The sequence below is a fragment of the Labrys miyagiensis genome, from assembly GCF_030160835.1.
In the GTDB taxonomy this organism is placed as follows: Bacteria; Pseudomonadota; Alphaproteobacteria; order Rhizobiales; family Labraceae; genus Labrys; species Labrys miyagiensis.
This window is the reverse complement of the sequence record NZ_BSPC01000022.1, coordinates 48,060-72,688: the sequence shown is the minus strand read 5'-3', so window position 1 is coordinate 72,688 and position 24,629 is coordinate 48,060. Positions and strand designations below refer to the sequence as shown.

Annotated in this window: 24 protein-coding genes; 16 read left to right on the top strand and 8 right to left on the bottom strand. The window is 64.6% G+C overall.

The genetic code is table 11. The features are described from left to right. The first annotated feature begins 65 nt into the window (after positions 1 to 65). Positions 66 to 776: a helix-turn-helix transcriptional regulator gene (locus tag QQL24_RS11745; RefSeq protein WP_284312221.1), complete on the top strand. Its 711-nt coding sequence runs from the start codon at positions 66 to 68 to the stop codon at positions 774 to 776. Here QQL24_RS11745 and QQL24_RS11740 read toward each other — a convergent pair. Continuing rightward, positions 766 to 1,515: a class I SAM-dependent methyltransferase gene (locus tag QQL24_RS11740; protein WP_284312220.1), complete on the bottom strand. Its 750-nt coding sequence runs from the start codon at positions 1,513 to 1,515 to the stop codon at positions 766 to 768. The genes QQL24_RS11745 and QQL24_RS11740 overlap by 11 nt on opposite strands. A 303-nt stretch (positions 1,516 to 1,818) precedes the next feature. On the opposite strand from QQL24_RS11740, the gene QQL24_RS11735 reads away from it, so the two are divergent. The 9 genes from QQL24_RS11735 (at position 1,819) to QQL24_RS11695 (ending at position 12,247) form a co-directional block, all read left to right on the top strand. Beyond that, positions 1,819 to 3,111 carry an SDR family oxidoreductase gene (locus QQL24_RS11735; protein ID WP_284312218.1) on the top strand — a complete coding sequence of 431 codons (1,293 nt, stop codon included), beginning with the start codon at positions 1,819 to 1,821 and terminating at the stop codon, positions 3,109 to 3,111. Continuing rightward, complete coding sequence (locus QQL24_RS11730; protein WP_284312217.1) at positions 3,108 to 3,581, top strand: DUF2269 family protein; 474 nt, start codon at positions 3,108 to 3,110, stop codon at positions 3,579 to 3,581. Before QQL24_RS11735 ends, QQL24_RS11730 begins: the two co-directional genes overlap by 4 nt. Positions 3,582 to 3,773: 192 nt before the next feature. After that, entirely contained in the window at positions 3,774 to 5,924 is a 2,151-nt protein-coding gene (locus tag QQL24_RS11725) for a hydantoinase/oxoprolinase family protein (RefSeq protein WP_284312216.1), read from the top strand. An 18-nt stretch (positions 5,925 to 5,942) separates the two neighbouring features. Continuing rightward, positions 5,943 to 8,138, top strand: a complete 2,196-nt coding sequence (locus QQL24_RS11720) for a hydantoinase B/oxoprolinase family protein (RefSeq protein ID WP_284312215.1) — start codon at positions 5,943 to 5,945, stop codon at positions 8,136 to 8,138. A 9-nt stretch (positions 8,139 to 8,147) separates the two neighbouring features. Further along, positions 8,148 to 8,645, top strand: a complete 498-nt coding sequence (locus tag QQL24_RS11715) for an acetone carboxylase subunit gamma (RefSeq protein WP_284312214.1) — start codon at positions 8,148 to 8,150, stop codon at positions 8,643 to 8,645. Between the two features lie 139 nt (positions 8,646 to 8,784). After that, entirely contained in the window at positions 8,785 to 9,612 is an 828-nt protein-coding gene (locus tag QQL24_RS11710; protein ID WP_284312213.1) for an SDR family NAD(P)-dependent oxidoreductase, read from the top strand. Positions 9,613 to 9,765: 153 nt separating this feature from the next. Continuing rightward, on the top strand, positions 9,766 to 10,812 hold the full coding sequence (locus QQL24_RS11705) for a helix-turn-helix transcriptional regulator (protein WP_284312211.1): 1,047 nt from the start codon (positions 9,766 to 9,768) through the stop codon (positions 10,810 to 10,812). Positions 10,813 to 10,901: 89 nt separating this feature from the next. Beyond that, entirely contained in the window at positions 10,902 to 11,891 is a 990-nt protein-coding gene (locus QQL24_RS11700) for an aldo/keto reductase (RefSeq protein WP_284312210.1), read from the top strand. Between the two features lie 131 nt (positions 11,892 to 12,022). Then, entirely contained in the window at positions 12,023 to 12,247 is a 225-nt protein-coding gene (locus tag QQL24_RS11695) for a hypothetical protein (RefSeq protein WP_284312208.1), read from the top strand. A gap of 242 nt (positions 12,248 to 12,489) precedes the next feature. Here QQL24_RS11695 and QQL24_RS11690 read toward each other — a convergent pair whose 3' ends face one another. Both QQL24_RS11690 and QQL24_RS11685 read right to left on the bottom strand, forming a co-directional pair. Beyond that, positions 12,490 to 13,125: an NrsF family protein gene (locus QQL24_RS11690; protein WP_284312206.1), complete on the bottom strand. Its 636-nt coding sequence runs from the start codon at positions 13,123 to 13,125 to the stop codon at positions 12,490 to 12,492. After that, positions 13,122 to 13,679 carry a sigma-70 family RNA polymerase sigma factor gene (locus QQL24_RS11685; RefSeq protein ID WP_284312205.1) on the bottom strand — a complete coding sequence of 186 codons (558 nt, stop codon included), beginning with the start codon at positions 13,677 to 13,679 and terminating at the stop codon, positions 13,122 to 13,124. The genes QQL24_RS11690 and QQL24_RS11685 overlap by 4 nt, the downstream gene beginning before the upstream one ends. 121 nt (positions 13,680 to 13,800) lie before the next feature. Between QQL24_RS11685 and QQL24_RS11680 the strand changes: the two genes are divergently transcribed. Beyond that, positions 13,801 to 14,079: a BufA1 family periplasmic bufferin-type metallophore gene (locus QQL24_RS11680; protein WP_284312204.1), complete on the top strand. Its 279-nt coding sequence runs from the start codon at positions 13,801 to 13,803 to the stop codon at positions 14,077 to 14,079. A gap of 128 nt (positions 14,080 to 14,207) precedes the next feature. On the opposite strand, the gene QQL24_RS11675 is transcribed toward QQL24_RS11680, so the two are convergent. The 4 genes from QQL24_RS11675 to QQL24_RS11660 form a co-directional block, all read right to left on the bottom strand. Beyond that, a complete protein-coding gene (locus QQL24_RS11675; protein ID WP_284312203.1) occupies positions 14,208 to 14,357 on the bottom strand; it encodes a hypothetical protein in 150 nt (49 codons plus the stop codon). Positions 14,358 to 14,361: 4 nt separating this feature from the next. Beyond that, positions 14,362 to 15,882: an HAL/PAL/TAL family ammonia-lyase gene (locus QQL24_RS11670; protein ID WP_284312202.1), complete on the bottom strand. Its 1,521-nt coding sequence runs from the start codon at positions 15,880 to 15,882 to the stop codon at positions 14,362 to 14,364. A 113-nt stretch (positions 15,883 to 15,995) separates the two neighbouring features. Then, positions 15,996 to 17,000: an ornithine cyclodeaminase family protein gene (locus QQL24_RS11665; protein WP_284312201.1), complete on the bottom strand. Its 1,005-nt coding sequence runs from the start codon at positions 16,998 to 17,000 to the stop codon at positions 15,996 to 15,998. 251 nt (positions 17,001 to 17,251) lie between these two features. Continuing rightward, a complete protein-coding gene (locus QQL24_RS11660) occupies positions 17,252 to 18,283 on the bottom strand; it encodes a LacI family DNA-binding transcriptional regulator (protein WP_284312200.1) in 1,032 nt (343 codons plus the stop codon). A gap of 433 nt (positions 18,284 to 18,716) precedes the next feature. Between QQL24_RS11660 and QQL24_RS11655 the strand changes: the two genes are divergently transcribed. The 5 genes from QQL24_RS11655 to QQL24_RS11635 all read left to right on the top strand — a co-directional run bounded on the left by QQL24_RS11655 (position 18,717) and on the right by QQL24_RS11635 (position 23,849). Continuing rightward, positions 18,717 to 19,694 carry an ABC transporter substrate-binding protein gene (locus QQL24_RS11655; protein WP_284312199.1) on the top strand — a complete coding sequence of 326 codons (978 nt, stop codon included), beginning with the start codon at positions 18,717 to 18,719 and terminating at the stop codon, positions 19,692 to 19,694. A 320-nt stretch (positions 19,695 to 20,014) separates the two neighbouring features. Next, a complete protein-coding gene (locus QQL24_RS11650) occupies positions 20,015 to 21,055 on the top strand; it encodes an ABC transporter permease subunit (RefSeq protein ID WP_284312197.1) in 1,041 nt (346 codons plus the stop codon). Further along, on the top strand, positions 21,052 to 21,795 hold the full coding sequence (locus tag QQL24_RS11645; protein WP_284312195.1) for an ATP-binding cassette domain-containing protein: 744 nt from the start codon (positions 21,052 to 21,054) through the stop codon (positions 21,793 to 21,795). Before QQL24_RS11650 ends, QQL24_RS11645 begins: the two co-directional genes overlap by 4 nt. A 212-nt stretch (positions 21,796 to 22,007) precedes the next feature. Next, entirely contained in the window at positions 22,008 to 22,874 is an 867-nt protein-coding gene (locus tag QQL24_RS11640; RefSeq protein WP_284312193.1) for a helix-turn-helix domain-containing protein, read from the top strand. Between the two features lie 93 nt (positions 22,875 to 22,967). Beyond that, on the top strand, positions 22,968 to 23,849 hold the full coding sequence (locus QQL24_RS11635) for an NmrA family NAD(P)-binding protein (RefSeq protein ID WP_284312191.1): 882 nt from the start codon (positions 22,968 to 22,970) through the stop codon (positions 23,847 to 23,849). A 112-nt stretch (positions 23,850 to 23,961) separates the two neighbouring features. Here QQL24_RS11635 and QQL24_RS11630 read toward each other — a convergent pair whose 3' ends face one another. Then, the gene (locus tag QQL24_RS11630; protein ID WP_284312190.1) at positions 23,962 to 24,621 is read right to left on the bottom strand and encodes a glutathione S-transferase family protein; all 660 of its coding nucleotides are present in this window, start codon (positions 24,619 to 24,621) and stop codon (positions 23,962 to 23,964) included. Positions 24,622 to 24,629 lie beyond the last annotated feature (8 nt).

Here is a 24,629-nt window from a genome sequence, read left to right as displayed (position 1 = left end):
GACTCCTGACAATTACTGTCAGCAAATGCTGTAGGATATCTGCGCCTCAATCGGACAGTATCGCCATGGCCCGTACCAGCCGCCTTCTCACTTTGCTGCAGCTTCTGCGCGGCAAGCGCCTGCCGGTGACGGCGGCGGCCCTGGCTGGGGAACTTGAGGTTTCCGAGCGCACGCTTTATCGCGACATCGCCGAGCTGGTGGCCCAGGGCGCTCCCATACAAGGGGAAGCGGGCCTCGGCTATGTGCTGCGGCCGGGACTCTTCCTGCCTCCCCTGATGCTGTCGGCGGATGAGACCGAGGCGATCGTGCTGGGCCTGCGCTATGTCGACCAACGCGGCGATCCCGTGCTGAGCCAGGCCGCCAAGGAGGCCCTGGCGAAGATCGAGGCCGTGCTACCCCCCGCTTTGCGCGAGACGGCGCAGAATCCCGTCGCCATGCCCGGGCCTCCCAAGCGACGTTTCCCCGATAATCCCGTCGATCTCAAGGTCTACCGCGCCGCCATCCGGGCGCAGGCCAAGCTCGAAATCACCTACAGCGATGTCGAGGGCAAGGCATCCGCTCGGGTGATCTGGCCGATTGCGCTGGGTTTCATGGAAGAGGTGCGTGTTCTCGCGGCCTGGTGCGAGTTGCGCCAGGATTTTCGTCACTTCCGCACCGATCGTATCGCAACAGCGCAGGAGACGGGCGAACGCTACCCCGGCCGGCGCAATGCCCTGGTCAAGACATGGCGCACAGTCTTCGATAAGAAGCTGGGCGAAAGGGCTGCTACCGGATAATCGTCGCCGTGCTCTCGACCGTCTCGATAATCCTGCCGTCCTGGCCGAAGGGCGCCAGCACGCCACGTGCCTCCTCCAGCACGGCGTCGACCCTGTCCCCGAGGATGGCCGGCGAGGTGGAGGAGAAAGAGAGGATACGGTGGACGAGATCTTCCACCGGAATGGTCTGTTCCGTCAGCACCACGATCTTCTCGCTCACCGCGAAGCGTGTCCCTGCAAAGAAAGCCGGCAGATCGATCTTGGAGGAGCGGTCAGGCTTGGCCTGCCCCCAACGCACACGCAGGGCATCATAGGCTTCGAGCCAGGTGTTGCGGCCGTCCTTGGCCGTGCTCGAGGCGCAGATCGCGATGGCCCCGGCGGGCACCACCAGGCGATCGAGCACTGTCCTGGTCGGAGCCGGATCCATCCAGTGCAAGGCTCGGCCGATGGTGACGAACTCGAAGGGGCCGAGGCCCGCCGGCAGGGACTCGGCGGTGCCTTCCACGAAGGCGACGGGGCGCGAGGCCCGAGCCGAGGCCTGCCTCGCGAGGGCAAGCATTGCGGGTTCGGGATCCACCGCGGTGATGGCGCCGGCATAGGGTGCAAAGCCGAGCGCGATCAGCCCCGGCCCGGTGCCGAGATCGATCAGCGACTTTTCAGGTGTGATGTCGAGGGCGGTGGCGACCTCCTCGAAAAAGATGGCGGGATAGGGTGCGCGAAAGCGCTCATAGAACTCGACTGTCGAGGCAAAGCGGCTCAACCCTGAAACTCCTTGATGAAAATCGTGCCCAGTCCCCGCTTCGTATGTGGAAATGTGAGATGACCTTTTAATGGCGAAAGGTCGATTGTAGCAACCGGCAGCCGACAGGGGAGCAACATGTCGCTCGGGGGACTCGTCATTGCGAGCGAAGCGAAGCAATCCAGGGCTACAGGTACCGCCCTTTCAACTCTGGATTGCTTCGCTTCGCTCGCAATGACGCTGAGGCAACGCAACGATAAACTGAAACGATCCCCTGACTGTTCACGCCTTGCCTCCTGCTGCCAAACAAGGCAAAGGGCACGCATGCGCATTCTCGTTCCCGGCGGTTACGGCCTGATCGGCTCGGCCATTGTCTCGACCCTGCTGGCGGCCGGGCATGAGGTGACCGGTCTTGGCCGCTCCGTCGCCCAGGCTCGGCTCCGGCAGCCGCGCGTGCGCTGGCTGCAGCATGATCTCAAGGATCTCGTCACCGCGCAGGCTTGGCTGCCGTTGCTGCAGGATATCGATGCCGTCATCAACGCCGCGGGCGTGCTGCAAGACGGGCCAGGCGACGATGTCATGGTCACGCAGTCGCTGGCCATGGTGGCGCTGTTCGAGGCCTGTGAGCAGGCTGAGGTCGAGCGCTTCGTGCAGATCTCGGCCGTGGGTGCCGACCTGGACGCCGCGACCGTCTTCATGCGCTCCAAGGGCATGGCCGATGAGGCGCTGCTAGGCTCGGGCCTGGCATGGACGATCCTGCGTCCCGGTCTCGTCCTTGGCGCACAGGCCTATGGCGGCAGCGCCTTGCTCCACGCGCTGGCCGGCCTGCCCTTCGTGACGCCGCTGCCGTCGGCGCCGCCGATCCGCTCGGTCGCGCTCGATGACGTCGCGGCGATCGCTCGCGCAGCGGTCGAGGGAGACTTGCCCGACCGGCGGATCTACGACCTCGTCGAGGACAGGGCGCATTCGCTCGAGGACATCGCGCGCCATCTGCGCAGCCGCCTCGGCTTCCCGCCGGCGCGCACGCTGCACCTGCCCTTGTGGGTCTTCCGCTTGATCTTCCGTCTCGGCGACGCCGCCGGCTGGCTCGGCTGGCGCCCACCGATGCGCACGACCTCGCTGCACCAGATCCTCGCCGGCATCGATGGCGATCCCAGGCCTCTCGCCGCGGTGACCGGGCGATCACTCAGCCCCCTGCCCGAGATCTTCAACGTGATCGACGGCTCGGCCAGGGGCCGATGGTTCGCCCATCTCTTCCTGCTGAAGCCGGTGATCATCGTCACGCTCGGCCTGTTCTGGCTCGCCTCGGGCCTGATCGGACTGTCCGAGGCCGACAGCGCCCTGGCCGTCCTGACCAGCCGCGGCTTCGGCCCCGGCGCCGCCGGCCTGGCCGTTTATGGCGGCGCCCTGGTCGACGTCGCACTCGGAGCGGCCATGCTCTTCCGTCGGACCATGCCGGCCGCCGCTATCGGCATGATCGGTGTGACCGCTGCGTATCTCCTCGCCGGTACGCTGTTTACGCCGGATCTCTGGCTCGATCCGCTCGGCCCCTTCGTCAAGACGCTGCCGGCCGCGGTTCTGGCTCTCGTCGCCCTAGCGATAAGGGATGCGCGATGACCTATGTCGATGTGCTGCTCTGGCTGCATGTGATCGGCGCCACCGTCCTGCTCGGCACCGGAGCCGGCATCGCCTTCTTCATGCTGATGGCCCACCGCACCGACGACCCCAGGATCATCGCTCATGTCGCCGGTACGGTGGTGACCGCAGATCTCGTCTTCACTGCCTCGGCGGTGGTGGCGCAGCCCTTCACCGGCGCCCTGCTCGCTACGGAAATCGGCTGGCCGATGACCTCCGGCTGGATCCTCGCCTCGCTCGCCCTTTATGTGTTCACCGGCCTGTTCTGGCTGCCGGTGGTGGTGATCCAGCTCAAGATGCGCGACCTCGCCCGCCAGGCGGTGAAGGAGAATTCCGCGCTTCCGCCAGACTATTATCGCCTTTTCCGCATCTGGTTCATCTGCGGGTTTCCTGCCTTCGCAGCGGTGCTCGGCATCCTCTGGCTGATGCTCACCAAGCCGCAATTCGGGTAGTTGCTGGGAGCGCGGACATCCTGTCCGCCTTTGAACCACCGCGCTTGCAAGTAGGAGCGTGACCTTTCCTTAAGCGTCATCGTTTCAAGAGCGGACAGGATGTCCGCGCTCCCAGTAGTGACCCGAGGCACATGGCGAGGCGTGCAGTCCCCCGCCTAACCTGTCCCCAGCTCACACGAGACAGGGACCGCGATGACCACGGCAAGCGCAGAAATCGGCAATCCCATCGTCATCGGCATCGATGCCGGCGGCACCATGACCGATACCATCCTCGTCGACGAGAACGGCCACTTCAAGATCGGCAAGGCGGCGACCACGCCGCGCGATGAGTCGGAAGGCTTCATCATCTCCGCCGCCGACGCCGCCGAGGCCTGGGGCATTTCGCTGGACGATCTGTTCTCCGGCATCGACGTGGTGCTCTATTCGGGCACCGGCATGCTCAACACCCTGCTCTCCCGCACAGGGCGCAAGCTCGGCCTGATCACCACCAAGGGCCTGGAGGACATGATCCTGATGGGCCGCGGCCTGCAGGCCTGGGCCGACTACTCCTATGCCGACCGCCTGCACGCCATCACCCACCACCATCCCGACCCGCTGGTGCCCCGCCGCCGCACCCATGGCGTCACCGAGCGTGTCGACCAGTTCGGCGATGTCATCATCCCGCTCTATGAGCATGAGGTGGGGACGTCGGTTCGCAAGCTGATCGCCGACAAGGTCGATGCCATCTGCATCATGACGGTGTTCTCCCATGTCAACCCGACGCATGAGAAGCGCATCGCCGAGATCGCCCGTGAGGAGATCGCCAAGGCCGGTGTCGAGATCCTGGTCTATACCAGCCATGAGGTCCGCCCGGTGATCCGCGAGCAGTCGCGCCTCAACTCGGTGCTGATCGAGGCCTATGCCACCTCGCGTGGCCGCAGGCAGCTCAAGGGCATCGAGGACATCTCGAAGAAGCATGGCTACCGCTATCGCGTGCAGACTCTGCTCTCCTTCGGCGGCCTCACCTCGATCGACCATCCCCGCCTGCACGAGACCATGATCTCCGGCCCTATCGGCGGCATCCTGGGCGCGGCCTATGTCGGCAAGCTGATCGGCAATGATTCGCTGATCTGCTCGGACATGGGCGGCACCTCGTTCGACATGGGCGTGATCACCCGCGGCCAGACCCGCATCGAGAACGAGCCGATCATGGACCGGTTCAAGCTCAACGTGCCGACGCTGCATCTGGACACCATCGGCGCCGGCGCCGGCATGATCCTCAAGGTCGATCCCCTCACCCGCAAGATCAGCCTTGGGCCTGAGAGTGCCGGTTCCGATCCCGGCCCGATCTGCTTCAATCGCGGCGGCACCCGCCCGACCATCGCCGACTGCGACGCCATTCTCGGTCGCCTCAACCCGGACTACTTCCTGGGCGGCAAGGTCAAGCTGAACGTCGAGATGGCGACCAAGGCCTTCAAGGAACAATGCGCCGACATTCTCGGCGTCCCCCTGCACGAGGCAGCGGAAGGCATGATCGACATGCTGGAGGCCGATGCCAACAACGCCCTGCGGCGTGTCATCTCGGGCCAGGGCATCCACCCGTCCGAATTCACCCTGCTGTCCTATGGCGGCTCAGGGCCGCTGCACCTGGCGGGCTGCAGCCGGGGCATCGGCTTCAAGGACATCATCACCTTCCAGTTCGCCGCAGCGTTCTCGGCCTTTGGCTGCACCACGGCCGACTATATGCGCCGCCATTCGATCTCGACGCAGATCGATATCGCGAGCAATGCAGGCGACGACCCGCTCGCCGCTACGGCCAAGCGCATCTCGGTCGTCTGGGACGAACTCAAGGAGGCCGCGATCAACGAGATGATGGCCGATGGCCATGCCCGCGAGAAGATCCGGACAGTGCCGTTCCTGATGATGCGCTATACGGGCCAGCTCGAAGACGTCGAGGTCGCCGCGCCACTGGAACATGCCAGCACGGCGAACGACATGCGCAGCATCATTGCCGCCTTCGAGGAGGTCTACGGCAAGATCAACCATCGCGTCTCGCGCTACGGTTCGGCCGGTTATTCAGTGATGGAGCTCGGCCTGATCGCCACGGCCGACAAGGTCAAGCCGATCCTGCTCAAGCGGCAGCTCGGCAGCGCCAACCCGGCTTCGGCCCACAAAGGACAGCGCGAGGCCTATATGGGCGGGCGCTGGCACAAGGCCGATCTCTACGAGATGGATCGCCTGCAACCCGGCCATGAGGTCGCAGGCCCCGCCATCATCGAGCATCCCGCCACCACGCTCGTGGTCCATCCCGGCGACAGTGTCTTCATCGACGAGTGGACACTGCTGCATTACCGCCACGCTTGAGCGAAGAGGAATAAACCCATGCTGGATCACGTCAAAGCCCACATGCCGCTTCGCGAACGCATGCTGGAGTCCGAGCGGCTGATGGAAGAGACCGGATGCTATGACGGCATCACCTCGCTGAAGCTGCGCAAGCAGGACCCGCTGAAATTCGAGACATTGCACACTAAGCTGCGCGCCTATTGCGTCTCGGCCCGCGAGATGGCCCGCCGCATCTCCGCCTCACCCGGCGTGCGCGAAGTCGGCGAGATGGTGGTGGCGCTCTACACGCCGGAAGGCGATGCCATCGCGCTCTCCAACGGCATCATGGTGCATGTCCACACCATGAGCCGCTTCATTAAGTGGATGATCCGCGAGGGCTACGAGGCCAATCCCGGCATCAATCCCGGCGACATCTTCGCCAACAACGACGCCTTCATCGGCACGGTGCAGGTGCCCGACGTCATGGACGTGGTGCCGATTTTCCATTCGGGCGAGCTGATCGGCTGGGCCGGCGCCGTTTGCCATGAGCTCGAAGCCGGCGGCATTACGCCGGGCGGCGACGTCTGCCTCGCCCAGGAACGCTTCACCGAAGGCCTGTTCGTCTGTGCCGAGAAGATCGGCAGCAATGACGAGATCCGCCGCGACTATGTCATCCGCTGCGAGCGTAATCTGCGCATGCCGATCTATTGGGTGCTCGACGAGAAGGCCAAGGTCGCTTCTTGTATCGACATGCGCGAGAACCTGATCGCCCTCGTCGACGAGATCGGCCTCGACTACTGGAAGCAGATCTCCAAAGAGTTCATCGAAGAGGGACGCATCAGCCAGCTCGCCCGCACCCGCCAGCTCACCGTGCCCGGTGTCTATCGCGGCCACACCTTCTACGGCCATGTCACCGCGGGCAAGCCGGGCTTCCAGCCGCTGGGCGATCCAGACTGGCTCTACAACATCCCCGTCGAGATGGAGATCACCACCGACGGCAAGATCACGCTGGACTTCGAGGGCACCCAGCCCTGGGGTTACCATTCGATGAACTGCACGCCGGCCGGCATGGACGGCGGCATGTTCGTCACCCTCACCCAGCACATGAATTTCGAAGGCCTCGTCAATGACGGCGCCTGGATGGCCACCGAACTGAAGCTGCCCAAGGGCACCTGGACCAATCCCGACAACGAGATGGTGGCGACCGCGACCTCCTGGGCTCTGCTGCTGCCGGCCTACGGCGTGTTCCAGCGCCTGCTCTCGCGCGGCTTCCTGGCCCGCGGCTTCATCGAGGAAGTCTTCGTCGGCCAGGTCAACTCGCCGATGATCGAGATGGGCGGCGAGAGCCAATACGGCACGCTGTTCGGCATGGCGCATTTCGAATGCGCCGCCGCCGGCTCCGGCGCGCTCGCCATAAAGGACGGGCTCGACACCGCCTATGTCGGCTGGAACCCCGAATCCGACATGGGCAATATCGAGATCTGGGAACAGAACATGCCGATGCTCTATATCGGCCGTTCGATCCTGCCCAACTCCGGCGGATCCGGCAAATATCGCGGCGGCTGCGCCTTCATCTCGACCTGGCTGATCAACAAGACCAACCATCTGCGCCTGATGACCTCCGAGCACTCCTCCCGCGTATTCGACAATGGCGGCATGTGCGGCGGTTATCCCGCGCCGACCTGCCAGATGCACCGGGCCGTGCGCGACACCAACATCGCCGAGCTGGTAGCCGACAGGAAGCCCCTGCCCCATACCATCGGCACCGATCCCTACCGCTCGGATCTGGAGAGGCTGGTCGAGGGCAAGCATGTCACCGACGAGGGGCCGTACATCACGGCGCCGCACAAATCGGGCGACATCTTCACCCATTCCTACAATGGCGGCGGCGGCTATGGCGACGTGCTGGAGCGCGACCCCGTCAAGACAGCCTATGACGTCGAGAACGGCTTCCTTACGCCGGAAGCGGCGAGAGCCGTGTTCGGCATCGTGCTGCGCGAAGCGGCCGAGGTGGATCGCCTGGAACCGGATCTCGGGGCCACCGTCGCCCTGCGCAAGCAGATGCGCAAGGATCGCATCGCGGCTTCGATCCCCGTCTCGGAATGGATCGCCACGGAAGCCAAGCGAGTCGCGGCTTCCGACTTCGCCCCCGAGGTCGGCAAGATGCACGCCAATGCGATGAAGCTCTCGCCGCGCTTTGCATCGGACTTCCGCAAATTCTGGGGCCTCGATGCCTCGTTCACGGTCAAATATTGAGGACGCGCCATGAGCAGCTATCCCAAGGAAACCATCCGCGAGCTCGTCGCCGGCGCCCTGCCCTGGCACCAGACCAAGCAGATCATGAGCGCCTACAAGGACGATGATCGCTTCCACACCTATATCGACGTGCTGCAGGAGCGCGTGCCCTGGAAAGACCGGATACTCCTGCCGGTCAGCGACCACCTCTTCATCGCCGAAACGCCTGGTGGACGTGTCACCAAATGCGAATGCGGCCAGGAATTCGGCTATTACAAGCAGAACTGGAAGCTCGGCGCCCATATCCGCGTGCGCAAGAGCAAGGAAGCGCTGCGCGAGATCTATCCCAATTCCGATATTCCCGATCCGGAATGGATGGAGATCCGCGAATTTCTTTGCCAGTCCTGTGGCACGCTACACGAGGTGGAGGCCGCGGCGCCCGGCTATCCGATCGTGCACGACTTCGATCCGGACCTGGAGGGCTTCTATCGCGAGTGGCTGAAGCAGCCGCTGCCGGCGGAGAAATAGGCGTTGTGGCTGGGACCGCGGGCGTCCTCGCCCGCACTCTTGGATGCGCTGCGGTTGGGGGAAAGGAAGAGGCGGACGAGGACGTCCGCGGTCCCAGCCACAGCGGTATCCTCGCGAAATTACGAAGGCAGAGAACCTCATGTCCCCCTCCCTCCACGGCCATGCTGCCCTGGTCACCGGCGGCCTCACCGGCCAGGGCTTTGCCATCGCCCAGGCGCTCGCCGCCGCGGGCGCCAATGTCGCCGTCGGCTCCTATATCGGCGAAGGTGCAAGGCTCGGGGATGCCGCCGCCTATCCAGAGAAAGCGCAGCTCGACCAGGTGCGCGCTACCCTCACGGCGCTGGGCATCCAGGTCCATGCCGGCCATCTCGATGTGCGTTCCAGCGCTGTCATCGACGCCTTCATTGCGGATGCCGAGGCGATTTGCGGCCCGATCGACATCCTGGTCAATGCCGCCGGCACCACGGCCGAACAGCCCGTGAGCGGACATTCGGACGCGCTGTGGGAGAAGATCGTCGACACCAATCTCACCGGCGCCTTCCGCACCACCCGTTCGCTGCTGCCCAAAATGATGGCGCGCGGCTGGGGCCGCATCATCAATATCGGCTCCACGGCGGCGAGCGTCGGCTGGAAGGACAATCCGGCCTACTGCGCCTCGAAATCCGGCCTGCTCGGCCTCACGCGCTGCGTGGCGCTGGAAGGTGCGCCGCATGGCGTGACGGCCGTGATGATCTCGCCGACCTGGGTCGAGACCGAGCTGATGCGCCGCAACGTCGCGCAGGTCGTCGAGCGCGCGGGCAAGGGCGAGAGCCTGGAGGCCGCCATGGCCCGCACCGCCGCCCAGAACCCGCAGCAGCGCATCATCCAGCCGGACGAGGTGGCGGGCCTTGCGGTGTTCCTGTGCAGCGAGGCGGCCAAGGGCATCACCGCGGAGAATATCCAGATCACCGGCGGGGCGCTCTGGTAGAGGGCGCAAAGGCACGCTAGAGCAAAACGCGTTTGAGCGTAAACGCTGCTTCGCTCCAACTCTTTGGTTCGAAGCGTCTTTGCGATTCTTGCCGATTCCGTCAAATCGCAAAACGCTTTAGCCTGAGCCCTGCCCGTTTTGGATTTGCGTCGGATGAAATCGCCTGCCCTCGCCTCCGGCCTTCCGCTGGCCTCGATCAACACGGCCCTCGGCGAGGCCGCGCGGCTGGCAGGCATCTCGGGCTTCTATCCGGCGCTGCTGGCAGCCTTCCGGGCGCTGGTGCCGCATGACATCGCGACCGTCGTGCGCTATTCGGCCGTCGGCGAGCCGACTTTCCTGCTGCATCACGGCTTTTCCGACAGCCTCGCCCGCCAATACGAGACGACCTTCTTCGTCTTCGACCCCTTCTACCGCTACTGGACGCGGACCGAGCAGCCCGGTGTCGTCTCGCTCGATATGTTCCCGGCCACCGCCACCCGGCACAGCCGCTATGTCCGCGAGTTCCTGGAGGAATCGAGCATCACGGACGAACTCGGCATCTTCCTGCCGGCGCTCGGCCGGGCCAGCGTGGCGATGTTCCTCGAGCGCAAGGTCGGACGCTTCGTAAGTGCGGAACGCACGTCCATCGAGGTGTTCTACCCGCTCTTCGCCGGACTCGATATCGCCCATGTCAATGCGATCCTGGCGGTCGAGGGCGGCAGTGGCCCCTCGCTGCCGCGCGCGGTGATGATCCGCGACCGCGACGGCAATGCCGTGCATGTGAGCGAGGCCTGGCGCAAGCTCGAACAGGCCGATGCCGGCCTGAGGCGAGCGGTCGAGCGCCTGGCAGCCGAGGACGCCGGTCAGGCGGTGCTCGGCGAGGGCAATATCCTCCATCGCACGCGCATGTCGGCGGCCCACGCCTTAGCGCCGCAGGGCTGGCTGTTCATGGTAGAAAAAGCCCCTTCTACATCAGCCGATTACGACCAGATCATCATCTCCCGCCTCAACCCGGCACTGACCCCTCGCGAGGTCGACATCGTCAAGCTGATTCTCGAGGGACATCCCACCGCGGCCATTGCCCAGCGCCTCAACCTGCAGCGCGGTACGGTGAAGAACCATCGCCTGCGCATCTACGAGAAGCTCGACATCACCTCCGAGCGCGAACTCTTCATCACCTATATCCAGGCGCTGCAGGGACAGGGCCACACCGAAAAGTGATGCCGCTCGGGCTTGGCGAAGCCGACCCGCAGGGCCGATAACCTGCGCATTCCCTCACCTTCATTTCCCAATCACCAACGAATCGTCCCATGCGCATCAAATCCCTCGGCAAGACAGGCCTGCAGGTTTCCGAACTCTGCCTGGGCACCATGACCTTCGGCCTGCAGATCGAAGAAGACCTTTCGCGCCAGATCCTCGACAAGGCGGCCGCGGGCGGCATCAACTTCATCGACACCGCTGATGTCTACCCTCTCGGCGGCGGGTTCGACACGGTCGGACGCACGGAAGAAATCGTCGGCCGCTGGCTCAAGGGCAGGCGCGGCAGCTTTATCCTTGCCACCAAGGCCTGCGGCGCCATGGGCCCGAATTCCTGGGAGCAAGGCGCTTCGCGCAAGCACCTGCTCGATGCCATCGACACCTCGCTGCAGCGGCTCGGCACCGACTATGTCGATCTCTACCAGCTCCATTCCGACGATGCGTCGACACCGATCGACGAAACGCTGGAAGCCCTCGACGTGATCGTACGATCCGGCCGGGCGCGCTATGTCGGCGTTTCCAACTTCCTGGCCTATCGCCTGGCACGGGCGTTGGGCCGCGCCGATCTCAGAAACACCGCCCGTTTCGTCTGCGTGCAGCCGCGCTACAGCCTACTCTTCCGCGAGATCGAGCGTGAATTGCTGCCGCTTTGCGCCGAGGAAGGTCTCGGCGTCATCCCCTACAATCCCCTCGCTGGCGGTTTTCTGACCGGCAAGCATAGAAGGGGCACGCCAACGGAAGGCACACGCTTCACCCTCGGCACGGCCGGTGCGCGCTACCAGAAGCGCTACTGGAACGACCGCGCCTTCGATACCGTCGAAGGGTATGTCGCCCTGGCCGCCGAGGCCGGCGTCTCTCCGGTGACCCTGGCAATGGCCTGGGTGCTGGCCAATCCCATCATCACCGCCCCGATCGTCGGCGCGAGCCGGCCGGAGCAGCTCGATGATTCTCTCGCCGCGACGGGCTACGCCATCGCGCCGGACCTCAAGAAGAAACTCGATGAACTCACGCATGAATACCGTTTCGGCGACGCGCCGAGATGATAAAATAACGCAACGGAATATCCGTTCCTCACTATGTGTGTCACGTAACTCGCTAGGCCGCATTTTCGCCTGAATGCGCCAGCATTGCCGTGCCATCGGTGCGGTTGGGGGCAGTCGCGCAGGAGAGCAGGATGCGCCTTCACCTCATCGCCGGGACCGTCGCCGCCCTGGCGGCCGGTTCCCTTTCCATGACGCCACAAGCCCAGGCCGTGGGCTGCCTGTCGGGCGCCGTCGCAGGTGGCGTCGCCGGACATTATGCCGGCCATCACGCCGTGCTTGGCGCCATCGGCGGCTGCGCTGTCGGGCACCATCTCGCCGTGCAGGCCAAGAAGAAGAAGCTCGAGGAAGAGCAGTAGATGCGGGCTCCCTCGCCCGCCTCGGTGCAGCCTGCGCCGGTGCCTGCGCCCGCGCCGCTACCAACTGCGCATTGAGGCGAATGGCGCCGACCTTCGGGTCGGCATTTCTTTTTGAAGGCTTGAAGCGCGGCGCATTGGAAGAAGAACGCCACATTGGGGGGCGGGTCTTCAGACCCGGCTCTTCCTTTGTCCGCAAACGGAGCGCTTTCAAGAGCCGGGTCTGAAGACCCGCCCCCCGCCCCCTACCACTTCAACCACTTCTTCCCAGCGAAATAGCCCGCAAGCACCACGATCCCCGTCGCAAGCGGATACCAGGTCGCAACGAACAGCGGGCTGTCGTCCGGGCAATGCGAGGCATAGAAGGTGGCGCCGATGCCGCTGGCGACAAGGCCGGCGATCGCCCCCATCAGGCCCGGATTTTCCGGCGCGCCCTGGCGCATCACGTAGAGGATGCAGGCGAGCGGGCCCACCGCCATCAACGGGATCAGCGTCATGCAATAGGGCGCGTTGGACCCGATCCAGCGCGCCTCCCAGGTGGAAGATGGCATCACCACGAGCTCGATGATCACGGCCGCGGCCAGCAGCGCCGGCGCTGCAGCAATCGCCTTGCCCCAGGCGCCGAGCGGAACGCCCGGCTGGGCCATGCGCAGGATCAGCCCGGTCGCGGTGGTCGCCAAGGTGAGCGTCACCAGGAACTTGAACATGAAGCGCCCGGTATGCATGGCATTGTCGACATCGGGCCGCATGCCGATGCTGGAGAAGAACAGGACTGCGGTGATCACCGCCCCTCCTGCCAGCGCCACGGCGAAGGCTTTGCCAATCCGCCATCCGGCGGCATTGTCCTCGGCCAGCGCCTTGATGAAATCATCGGTCTTCACGAATTGTCACTCCGGTAGAGCGCGGCCAGCGTCTTGAGGGCGCGGTGCAGGGCCACGCGTACGGCTCCCTCCGACATGTTGAGCCGGCTCGCGGTGTCGCGGATGCTGGTGCCGCGCACCGAGATGGATTGCACGATGTCGCGCTGCGGGTCCTTGAGGCGGGCCAGCAGGCGCTCGACGTCGAGGTGGTCGAGATCGTCGGCCTGCTCGTCCGCTTCCAGGGTCTCGATCACGTCCTCGATCGGCACCGCCACCAGGCGGCCGCGGCGGCGCATGGTGTCGATCATCTTGTTGCGCACGATGGTGGAGAGCCAGGGGCCAAGCGGGCGGGCCGGATCCCAGGTGCCGCGCTTGAGATGGATGGCAAGCAGCACTTCCTGCACCACGTCTTCCGCCTCGCTCGCCGGTGCGCCAAAGCTTTCGCAACGCCTGCGGGCCATGGCGCGCAGGAACGGCGTCACCGCCTGCAGGAAGCGCTGATAAGCCACCCCATCGCCCGCGATCGCTGCGCGCAACCATGTCGCCCACTCCTTTTCGCGCAAGGAATTATGCACGTCCTACCCCTTCTTCGCGTGGGTTCACGTCTTTGTTACAGGCCGTAATGATCGCCAGGCCCCCGGCGTAGGAGCCGTTGCAAGCCGATGACGGCTCGCTGCTTTTCATGGAGATACCATAATGGATCGTCGTATCGTAACGCTCGCTCTTGCCGGCTCGCTCGCTTCGGCCATCGCCGCCATCGCAGTGCCCGCCTTCGCCGGCCCGGTGAGCCCCGAGCAGGCCATCGGCAAGGAGAAGTGCTACGGCGTCGCACTGAAGGGCCAGAACGATTGCGCCGCCGGCGCGCATGACTGCGCCGGTCATTCGACCGTCGACTTCGACAAGGCGTCCTTCAAGCTGGTCCCCAAGGGCACCTGCCACACGATCAAGGGGACGCTGAAGCCCGGCAGGGCCTGAGGCGGCGGGGCGGCCTCTGCTCCGGTCAGGGCCGAAGCCGGGAGGCCGCCCCATCCCTCCAATTGCGTTGATCTGTAACATGAGCTTTTACCGAAAAGCCAGATCGATCATCGCGTTGTTTCCATCGGCTAAGAACCCTTCGAGCCCAGCGAGGTGAGGACGGGCCGCAAGGCTCCCCCAGGTTGGTCATGGCGCGCAGTGGTGCGCGCTAGCACGCGCAGACCGAGTAGCACGCTCAGGAAGAAGCGGGCGAGGTCTTCCTTATCATGGGTGCTCATAGGCTCAACCAACCAATTCGTGGATCGCTGCCACTGTCGGCGCCTGCCATAGCACTTCATGCAGGGCCTCCGCGTCCGGCCCGGTCTCGCGATCGGTGTCGAGCGCCGGGATCACAGCCCGCACCAGCGCCTGCAGCTTTGTGCCGACCTTGCCGAGGGTGCGAGGCTTGCCGGCGGCGCGGAGATCGCAGGCCTGCGCCGCCAGCATCGTCTCGATCGTGACTAGCCAGCGCGTCAGCTCGTTCTGCTCGTCGAGCTTGCGGATGGTAAGGGCCGAGTGCGGCGTCAGGTCTTCCACCGTGTCGGAGACCGCGAGGCCGTCGAGGCTCGCCGGGGCGGCCTTGAGGCGCACCTCGGCCTGCAGGGCGGAGATCGCCTTCTGCATCGGCACGAAGCCAGCCGAGGCACCGCCGACGGGCGAAAGATAGTTCGGCACACCCGAGAGCCGGCCCGTCATCAGCTTGATCGAGCGGTTGGCCGAAGCCGTGGCGAGATGGGTCATGGCAATGGCGAGGCTATCGAAAGCGAGCGCGATGGCCGGCGTGTGGAAATTGGCCGAGGAGTGGATCTCACCCGTCTCCGCGATCACCAGCGGATTGTCGGCGGCGGCGTTGAGCTCGATCTCGACTGCTTCCTTCGCCGCCTCGTAGGCCGCGAAGGTGCTGCCGGTGACCTGCGACAGAGCGCGGAAGCTGATGGCATCCTGGACCAGCCGGGCATTGCCGTGCAGGTCGCTGCCCTCGAGCCCTTTTCGGAACAGGGCCGCCGCCTCGACCTGCCCCCTCGCCGGCCGGGCCAGCGCCAGGCGCTCGTCGAAGATGCGCGGATTGGCGCCGTAGCCTTCGCAGGCCAGAGTCGCGGCGGCGACGTGCACGTCGAGGATATCCCTGACGGCCTCCAGCGACAGCGCCGCCATCGCCACCGTGACCGAGGAGGCGTTGGCGATGGCGAGCCCGTCCTTGGCGCCGAGCGTCGCCGGCTTCAGCCCGGCACTCGCCAGCGCCTCGGCGCCGGGCAAGAGCCGGCCGCCGACCCAGGCCCGCCCGCGACCGATCGCGACTGCCGCCACGCTCATCAGGATGATGAGATCGCCGGTGCCGAGCGAGCCGCGCGAGGGAATGGCCGGGATGACATCTCGCGCCAGCATCTCGACCATCTGCTCCAGCACATGCGGCGAGATGCCCCCGCCGCCCTTGGCCAGCGCCGCGATGCGGCAAAACAGGGCGGCGCGGCAGGTCTCGACCGGCAACTGCTCGCCGACGCCGGCAATGCGGCCGCGCACCATCTGCTCCTGGAAAGCCGGGATCTCTTCCGGCTTGATGCGATGACCGACATTGCCGCCGAGGCCGGTGTTGAGGCCGTAGACCGGGATGTCGCCTGCGATATGCGCGTCCACGACGGCCCGCGCCCTTTGTATGCGTTCGACGACTTTGGGAGCGAAAATGACACGCAGCGGCCCCTTGGAGGCGGCCACGACATCGGCGAGGGTCAGGCGTCTATCCGCCTGTAGAGTGAATTCGTTCATAGCCATCCGAAGGAGGAATGGAGTGTCGATCTCCGATCGACAATCTTGGAAACGACGCGTTTGCAGGTGAGGAAGATGGCAGTCGGAGACTGCCACTCCGCGTTTCGTGCGCCTCACGCATAACGAAGCGTCTGCCCGAGCCCCTTGCCTTTCGCCTTCTTCAGGAAGGCGTGGCCGAGGGCGATGTCGGATAGCGACAGGCCGCGATGCCAGAACAGGATGGTCTCCTCTTCGCTCTGACGGCCCGGCTTCAGACCGGCGACGATCTGGCCCAGCTCGGCATGGAGCGTCTGTTCCGACAGCTTGCCGGCCTCGACATGGGCGCGGAGGGAACCGAACTTGCCACCCTTGCACTGGCCCCAGTCGTCGACCACCAGCTTGGACATGATGTCGGTGAGGCTGAGTTCCACCGCGCTCATCGTGCCATAGGGCACCACGAAGGCGCCAGGCTTGATCCAATCGGTCTTCAGCATCGGCTCGGGCTTCGAGAGGCGCGAAGCCTCTACCACGATGTCGGCACCCTCGACGCAGGTGCGCCAGTCTTCTGTCACCTCGATCTTCTTGCCCAAGTCCTTGCCAAGCCGCTCGGCGAAGGCATTGCGGCTTTCGGGGCGGCGGGAATGCACACGGATCTCGTCGAAGTCGAACAGGCTGTCGAGCAGCCGCACATTCCAATAGGCAGTGCCGCGGGCGCCGATATGGCCGAGTATCTTGGAGTTCTTGCGGGCGAGATACTTGGCGCCGATCGCCGTGACCGCGCCGGTGCGCATGTCGGTGATGCCGCTCGCATCCATGATCGCCCTGGGCGCCCCGATGCGAGGGTCGAACAGGGTGAGCACGCCGAACTCGGACGGCAGGCCTTGCTTGTAATTATCGACGAAGTCGCCGACCACCTTCACGCCGGCGGCATCGATCTCGCCGCCGATCCAGCCGCGCAGCACGTTGAAATGGCCCTCCACCCCTGCCCGCGGCTCGAGATGCACGCGCGGCTCGATCGACGTCTCGCCGCGACCCTGCATGCCCAGGCTTTGCTCGATGGCGGCGAGGATCTCCTGGTCGGTCAAGGCAGCCGCTTCGATGTCGATGCGGTTGAGATAGGTAATATGGATTGGCTGCATGAAAAGAAGATTCCCGGAGTGAAATAAGCGACGCACTGTCGGGACCTCGGCTGCCGCTGTCAACGATCGCCCTTGCCTCTCACGCAGGCTTTATCGCGGCCGCATAATCGTCGAGCACCTCGCGCACCGGAAGCGACAGGCCTGTCGCCATATCGACGGGTCCACAGACCGAGGCAATGCCGCGCGGCTTGCCGGCGCAAGATCCGTCAACATGAACACGGGCTTCTCCGTGATTTCGTTCTTGTTCGCAGTCAGGCCGAGGCGCGCATCATCAGCTGCGCCTCGAGGCGGAATTGCTGCGGGGCGCCGGGCGTCGTCCCCGCCCCCTCGACCTTCGCCAGCAAGGTCTCGACGCAGAGCGTGCCGATGCGCGAGAAGTTCTGGGCGACAGTGGTGAGCGGCGGGCAGCCGTAGCGGCTATAGGGCTGGTCGTCATGGCCGGCGACCCGCAGGCGGCAATCGGCCTCGCGCCCCACCTTGATGCCGCGCTGGAAGGCGGCCGCCATGACGCCCACCGCGATGCGGTCGTTGGCGCAGAGCACTGTGGAGGACGGGAAACCCTTGCCATCGATGACATCAAGCGCCTCGCTGTAGCCGATCTCCTCGAAGCGCCAGTCAGGCCTGCTGGTCACCCGGATGATCTCCGGCTGGAAGCCGAGGCGCTCCATGGTGCGGATATAGGCCCTGCTGCGCTCGCCGGCATTGTGGTTCACCGCTGGCATCTCGAAAAAGCAGGGTGGCGAGCCGGTGCGGCAGAGGTAATCGGTGATCAACCCGATGCTCTGGTCATTGTCGGTGCCGACGAAAGGCGAGCCGTCGCTCAGGAAGGAATCGAGATAGACGACCGGAATATGCGCTTTCAGGCTCTCCATGCGCGAGGCGTCGGTGATGGAGCCGAGCGGTGCAAGGATCGCCCCCGCGATCTTCAGGGACAGCAGGGTTTCGACCGAACGCGCCTCCAGCGAAGGATCCCCGCGCGAGGAAAGCACCAGCACGAGATAGCCATCGAGCGCGCAGCGCATCTCGATATGGCGTACCATCTCGGAGAAGAACATGTCGGAGGTGTCTGGCACGATCACCCCGATGATCTTCGGCCGCTTCTTGTTGAGATTCACGGCGAAGAGGTTGGGCCGGTAATCGTATTTTGCCAGCGCCCGCTCGATCTTGCTGCGGATCGATTTGCGCACGCTGGAGGGATCGTTGAAATATTTGGATACGGTCGGGCGCGAGATGCCGCTCAACTGGGCGAATTCCGCCATGTTCCTGATCTTCTGAACAGCCATAATGCCCTCGCCTCCCGATGTTTCCAATTTTTACACGCGGAAACAATTTTATTTTTTACACGTCGTAAATTTGTTCGCAATCACCGCCGTTCACATGTATGAGCTGAAGTTATTTTATATCTTTTCAACAATAAGTTAGTTTGAATTTTTGATCTCGATTGCAGCCCATCCCTGTCAAGCTTTTCGCGCGCAATATATTTTATTGACGCTTTTGCCTCCAAACCATAGTCTGACAATATAGAAAAGACAAAAATAATATTGGGAGGGAGCCACACTGTCCGGGCTGCGCTCAGCGCCCAGACGATGTTCCATTCACATCCTTCCAAACGCCATCGGATGCCTTCTGGCAACCGTAGCCGGTTCGGCACCTCTCGCCAGAAGAGGCCCCGCACCGGGCATCAAGACCGAACGAACAGCAAACAGAGGAAACGACATGAGGAAGTTGCTCACGGCCCTCGCGGCCCTTGCCATCGGCGTTGGTGTGCTCGCCGTGCCCGCGCAGGCCCAGGACAAGAAATTCACCATCGCCCTCATTCCGGGCCTGACCACAGACGCCTTCTACATCACCATGCGCAAGGGCGCCGAGGCTGCTGCCAAGGCGGTTGGCGCCGAACTCGTGTTCCAGGGCGCGCCCGATTTCAACCCGGTCACCCAGACGCCGGTGCTCGATGCCGTGATCGCCCGCAAGCCTGACGCGATCCTGATCGCCCCCACCGACAAGGTGCAACTGGTCCAGCCCCTGAAGAAGGCCATCGATGCCGGCATTCCCGTCATCACCGTCGACACCTTCATCGGCACCGGCCAGTATCAGACCGGCGCGGGCGATGCCGATTTCCCGCTCTCCTACGTTGCCTCGGACAATCTTCTCGGCGGCCGCATGGCGGCTGATGCTCTCTCCAAGGCCATCGGCGGCAAGGGCAAGGTCTATGTCTCCAATGTGAAGCCCGGCGTTTCCACCACGGACCAGCGCGAGGAAGGCTTCAAGGAAGAGATGAAGAAGTACCCTGACATCACTGTTCTTGAAACGCAATTCAACGACGATGACGCCAACAAGGCGGCTTCGCAGTTCCAGTCCGTCTATGCCCGCAATTCCGACCTCGCCGGCGTGTTCGGCGCCAACTTGTTCTCGGCTCTCGGCGCCGCCAATGGCGTGCAGCAGGCCGGCCAGAGCGGCAAGATCCGCGTTGCCGCCTTCGATGCACCAACCTCGATCGTCGACAACCTCAAGTCCGGCCTGGTCGATATCGCCATCGCCCAGCACCCGGCCGAGATCGGTTATTTCGGCGTGATGGCGGCCTATGCCCATCTCACCGGCCAGTCGATCCCGACCTCAATCGGCACCGGCTTCACGGTGATGGACAAGTCCAACGTCGACCAGCCGGAAGTGGCGCGCTTCATCTACCAGAACTGAGCCTGGCGTGCCGGTCTCCCGGGCGGCTCGATTGAAGGCCGCCCTTGCGAGATCGGCACCAACTTCGACAAGTGTGTCGGTAAGAAGCGACTGATCGAAAAATCACGGGAACCTCAGCTTTTTGTCATTGCCGGGCTTGTCCCGGCAAGCCAGGCGCGCAGCCCTTAGCGGATTGTGCAACTGGATGCCCGGGACAAGCCCGGGCATGACAAAGTCTGCGGCCTTCTCGATCACTTCTCGATTTTTTGGCCAGGCTCTGAAGACCGGCACCCCCCGCGCCGCCCATCCGGCGTTTCTTCCTGTTTCGAACGGAGCGGCCGATGTCGTCAGCCCCCTCATCCCTGACCCAAGGGTCGCAGCCCGCCTCAGGGCCTCACCCCCTGCTTCTGCGCATCGCGGAACTGCGGGCTTGGCTCTTCCTCATCCTGCTGCTGGTCTTCTTCGAGCTCTGGGCCCGGATCGCCTATGGTTCGACCTTCGTTTTCTCGCTCTCGACCATGCAGTCGATCTCGATCTATACGGTTGCACCGCTCCTGCTCGCCCTCGGCTCGACCTTCGTGATCATCTCCGGTGGCATCGACCTGTCGATCGGCTTCATCATGGGCCTGTCGGCCGTGGTGGCGGCCCACGCCGTCAATATGGTGGGTGGTTTCATGCCGCTGTTTCCCGCCATGTTGATCGGCAGCGTTGCGGGCATAGCGGTCGCCATCATTCCGGGCCTCATCAACGGCCTGCTGATCTCCAAACTGCGGGTGCCGCCGTTCATCGGCACGCTCGGCATGTATGGCGTGGCGCGCGGCGTCGCCTTCCTGCTGGCCGGCGGCACCACGGTGCCGGTATCGAATGCCTGGTTCTCCGCGCTTGGCAACGGCCGCTTCTATGGCCTGCCGGTGGTGGTGATCGTGACCGTGATCTTCCTATTGGTGATGCATTACATCCTGTCGCAGACCCGCTTCGGCCAGCACACCTATGCCATCGGCGCCAGCGAGCAGGCAGCTCTGCGGGCCGGCATCAATGTCGGCTGGCATACTCAGAAGCTCTATATCCTCTCGGCCATCTGCGCCGGCATCGGCGGCGTGCTCTATGCCGCCCGCTTCACCGCCGGTGCGGCGCAGGCGGGCGAGCCGCTGCTGCTCGACTCGATCGCCGCGGTGGTGATCGGCGGCGCCAGCCTGTTCGGCGGCTCGGGCTCGATCTTGGGTACGCTGGCAGGCTCCCTCGTCATCGCCGTCATCCAGTTCGGCCTCGTCTACATCAATGTCGAACCGTTCTGGCAGTTCGTCTCGGTCGGCGTCGTCATCATCGTCTCGGTGCTGGTCGACCAGGCCCAGCGCAGCATCTCGGGAGGACGCCGTTCATGAGCACCCAGCCTCTTCTCGAAGTTCGCGACATCACCAAGCGCTTCGGCGGCGTTACCGCGCTCAACGGCGTCTCGATGACGCTGTTTCCCGGCGAGGTCGTGGCCCTGGCAGGTGACAACGGCGCCGGCAAGTCGACCCTGATCAAGACGATCTCGGGCGTCTACCATGCCGACATGGGTGAGATCCGCCTCAATGGCGAGGCGGTGAAGTTCGCCACCCCCGAGGCCGCCCGCGGCCATGGCATCGAGACGATCTACCAGGACCTGGCGCTGGCCGACAATCTCTCCATCGGCGCCAACATCTTCCTCGGCCGCGAGCCGATGCGTAAGGCATTCGGCTTCCTGCCGGTGCTCGACCGCGCCAAGATGGCCGAGGCGGCCAAGGAGACCATGGCGCGGCTCGACTTCCACGTGACGCGCCTCACGGCACCCGTCGGAAATTTTTCCGGCGGCCAGCGCCAGGCCGTGGCCATCGGCCGCGCCGTCTACTGGAACGCCCAGGTGCTGATCATGGACGAGCCGACCGCGGCCCTCGGCGTGCCCGAGCAGCGCAAGGTCGTCTCGCTGATCCAGACCCTGAAGGCGCAGGGCCGGGGCATCATCTTCATCTCGCATAATCTGCAGGACATCTTCGCCGTGTCCGATCGCATCGTCGTGCTGCGGCGCGGCACGCTGGCGGGCGAGCGCAAGATCGCCGAGACGAACCACGACGAGATCGTCAAGCTGATGGTGGGGGGATAGTCCCTTCCCGGGTGCGCGGACGTCTCGTCCGCTCTTGGGGAAGCCCGCGAATGCCGAAAGTGTCACGGTTGGCCGCGTAAGCGCGACATCTCTGACGCCAATCCCGCGAACAAGCCGTTTCCAAGAGCGGACGAGACGTCCGCGCACCCGGGAAGCCACACCCTCGCAATAGCCTCCTCCCCAACCTATGTTGAGGCCGAGGAGGTGGCACCATGGACCGTTACATCGGCACCGCGCGAGTGGCGGAGCAAGCGAGCATCCTCCTGACCAGCGCCGGGAGGGGCTGGCACTCCCTCGAGGCGGAGTTCCTGCGCATTCCAAGGGGCCGGCACCATGTCGGCGGTGGCGAGATGCACCGCCTCGGCATCCATTTCGGCACCCCCGTGAATGCCGATTGCCGCTCCGACGGGCGGCGCTCGCGGCGCGTCCAGAAGCATGGCGACATCGATGTCATTCCGGCCGGGCTCGACGGCAGTTGGGAGGACGATGCCGCCTGCACTATCCTGAGGCTTCGTCTTGCGCCCGCCTTGCTGAGCAAGGTTGCCGAAGAACTCGACGGACCTCCCAGCCGGTTCGCGCTGCGGCCGGTCTTCCAGCTGCGCGATCCTCGCATCGAGGCGATCGCTGCGGCGATCAAGGCCGAGCTCGAGGCTGATATCCCCTCAGATCCTCTCTACGCGCAATCCCTGGGCCAGGCGCTGGCCGCCCGGCTCTTGGCGATCCCGGATGGGCCGGATCTTTCCTGGCTGGCCCGGCTCTCGCCTCGCCAGCATCGCCTGCTCGCCGATTTCATCGAGAGCCATCTCGACCGCTCCCTGTCCCTGGCAGAACTTGCCGAGACCGCAGGCCTTGGGCTTTCTCAACTCAAGCAACTGTTCCCCCGCAGCTTCGGCATGCCGGTGCATCAATATGTCGTGCGCCGGCGGGTGGAACGGGCGCGGGCGTTGCTGCTGGCCGGCGATATGCCGATGAGCGAGGTCGCCCTGGCGGCCGGATTCGCCCATCAGAGCCATATGGCGACGTGGATGCGCCGTCTCATCGGCATGACGCCAGGCGAAATCCTGCGCCAACGGCTGTGACCGCGGCCGAACCTGCAACGGGCCGGCTCAACCTGAGCGACAGGACCGGTGCCGATCGGCATGCTCCCCTCATCGAAACTTGAGGGAATGATCATGTTTGCAATCCTGGGCGCCGCCGGAAAAGTCGGCCGGGCAACCGTCTCCACCCTGCGAGCGGCCGGCCGGCCGGTGCGCGCGATCCTTCGCGATCCCTCGAAAGCCGCCGCCTTCGAGGCACTCGGCTGCGAGGTGGCGACCGCCGATCTGCACGATGCCGACGCCCTGGCCCGGGCCTTCGATGGAGCCGCTTTCGTGCAGGTCATCTGCCCGCCGGCCCCGAGGGCCGGGGATGCCGGAGCGGAGATGGGCCGCTCCATTGAAAGCATCGCAAAGGCTCTGACGGCAGTGCGGCCTCAGGCAACCTTGGCAATCTCCGACTATGGCGCTGAGATCGAGAGCGGCACCGGCATCACCGTGCTCTTCCACGAATTGGAAGTGCAACTCAGGGCCCTCCCGACCGAGGCCATCTTCCTGCGTTCAGCCGAGCATATGGAGAATTGGGCCCGGGTGATCCGCATTGCGGCAGACTCGGGCCGGCTGCCCAGCCTGCACCACCCGTTGAGCAAGCGCTTTCCGACCGTCTCCGCACCCGACGTCGGCCGGATATCCGCCGAGATCCTAATGCAGCGTCAGAGCGGAGCCGCGACCGCCGGCCTGTTTCATGTCGAAGGCCCGGAGCGCTATACGCCTGCAGACGTAGCGAAGGCCCTGACCACCCTGCTGAACCGGGAGGTCGTCGCCTTCGAGGTGCCCCGCCAAGCTTGGCACCAGACCATGCTGAGTGCTGGCCTGAGCGACAGCGGCGCAGGGCTCGTGACCGAACTTTACGACGCCCATAATCGCGGGCTGATCGACGTCGAGGACGGTGCCGGACAGGTCTTTCATGGCACCACCGACCTTGTCAGCGCTTTCCAGGCACTCCTCGGCCGGAAATAGCGGGCGACGCGCTTCAAGGGATGCGAAGTTGGGGGGCGGGTCTTCAGACCCGGCTCTTTCCGGCACAAGTGCAGCCAACAGCGGGTCTGAAGACCCGCCCCCGTAAGCAGCATCAGGCTTGTGCCGGAACCGGCCTCCCCCGCCCCGCCGGAAACACGCCCGACATCACCGTGAAGCCCTTGATACGTTTCACCCGGTCGCACCAGCGGCGCAGCGCGGGATAATCGAGGCGAGGAATGCCGCCCTCTTCCGAGAGCATCACATAGGGAAAGCAGGCGATGTCGGCGATGGTGGGGTGGACAGCGGCGCAGAGCCAGTCGCGCCCCTCCTGCTCGCCGAACCACAGATGCTCGTCGAGGATACGGAAGAGCCGATGAGCGCCGGCGCGCGCCGCCTCGATATCGAGTTCGTAGAAGAAGTTCTCATGCAGACGCGTCGCACCCGCAGTCGCGGTGATGGCATCGGCGAAGGCAAGCCATTGGCTGACCTCGCCGAGCAACGCTGGATTGTTGCGCGGATACCAACTGCCCGTGGGATCGGCCTTGGCGGCGAGATAGACGAGGATCGCCTGGGCATCGCGCAGCACGTAACCGTCATCCTCGATGACGGGAAGCTGGCCGAGCGGGTTGAGGCGCAGGAACCAGTCCGAGCGATGTTCCCGGCCCGGATAGAAATCGACGGGCACGGCTTCGTAAGGCATGCCGAGAATGCCCAGCATCAGCCGCACCTTGTAGCAATTGCCGGAAAGCTCGAAGTCGTAGAGCCTGATCATGCCGCGCC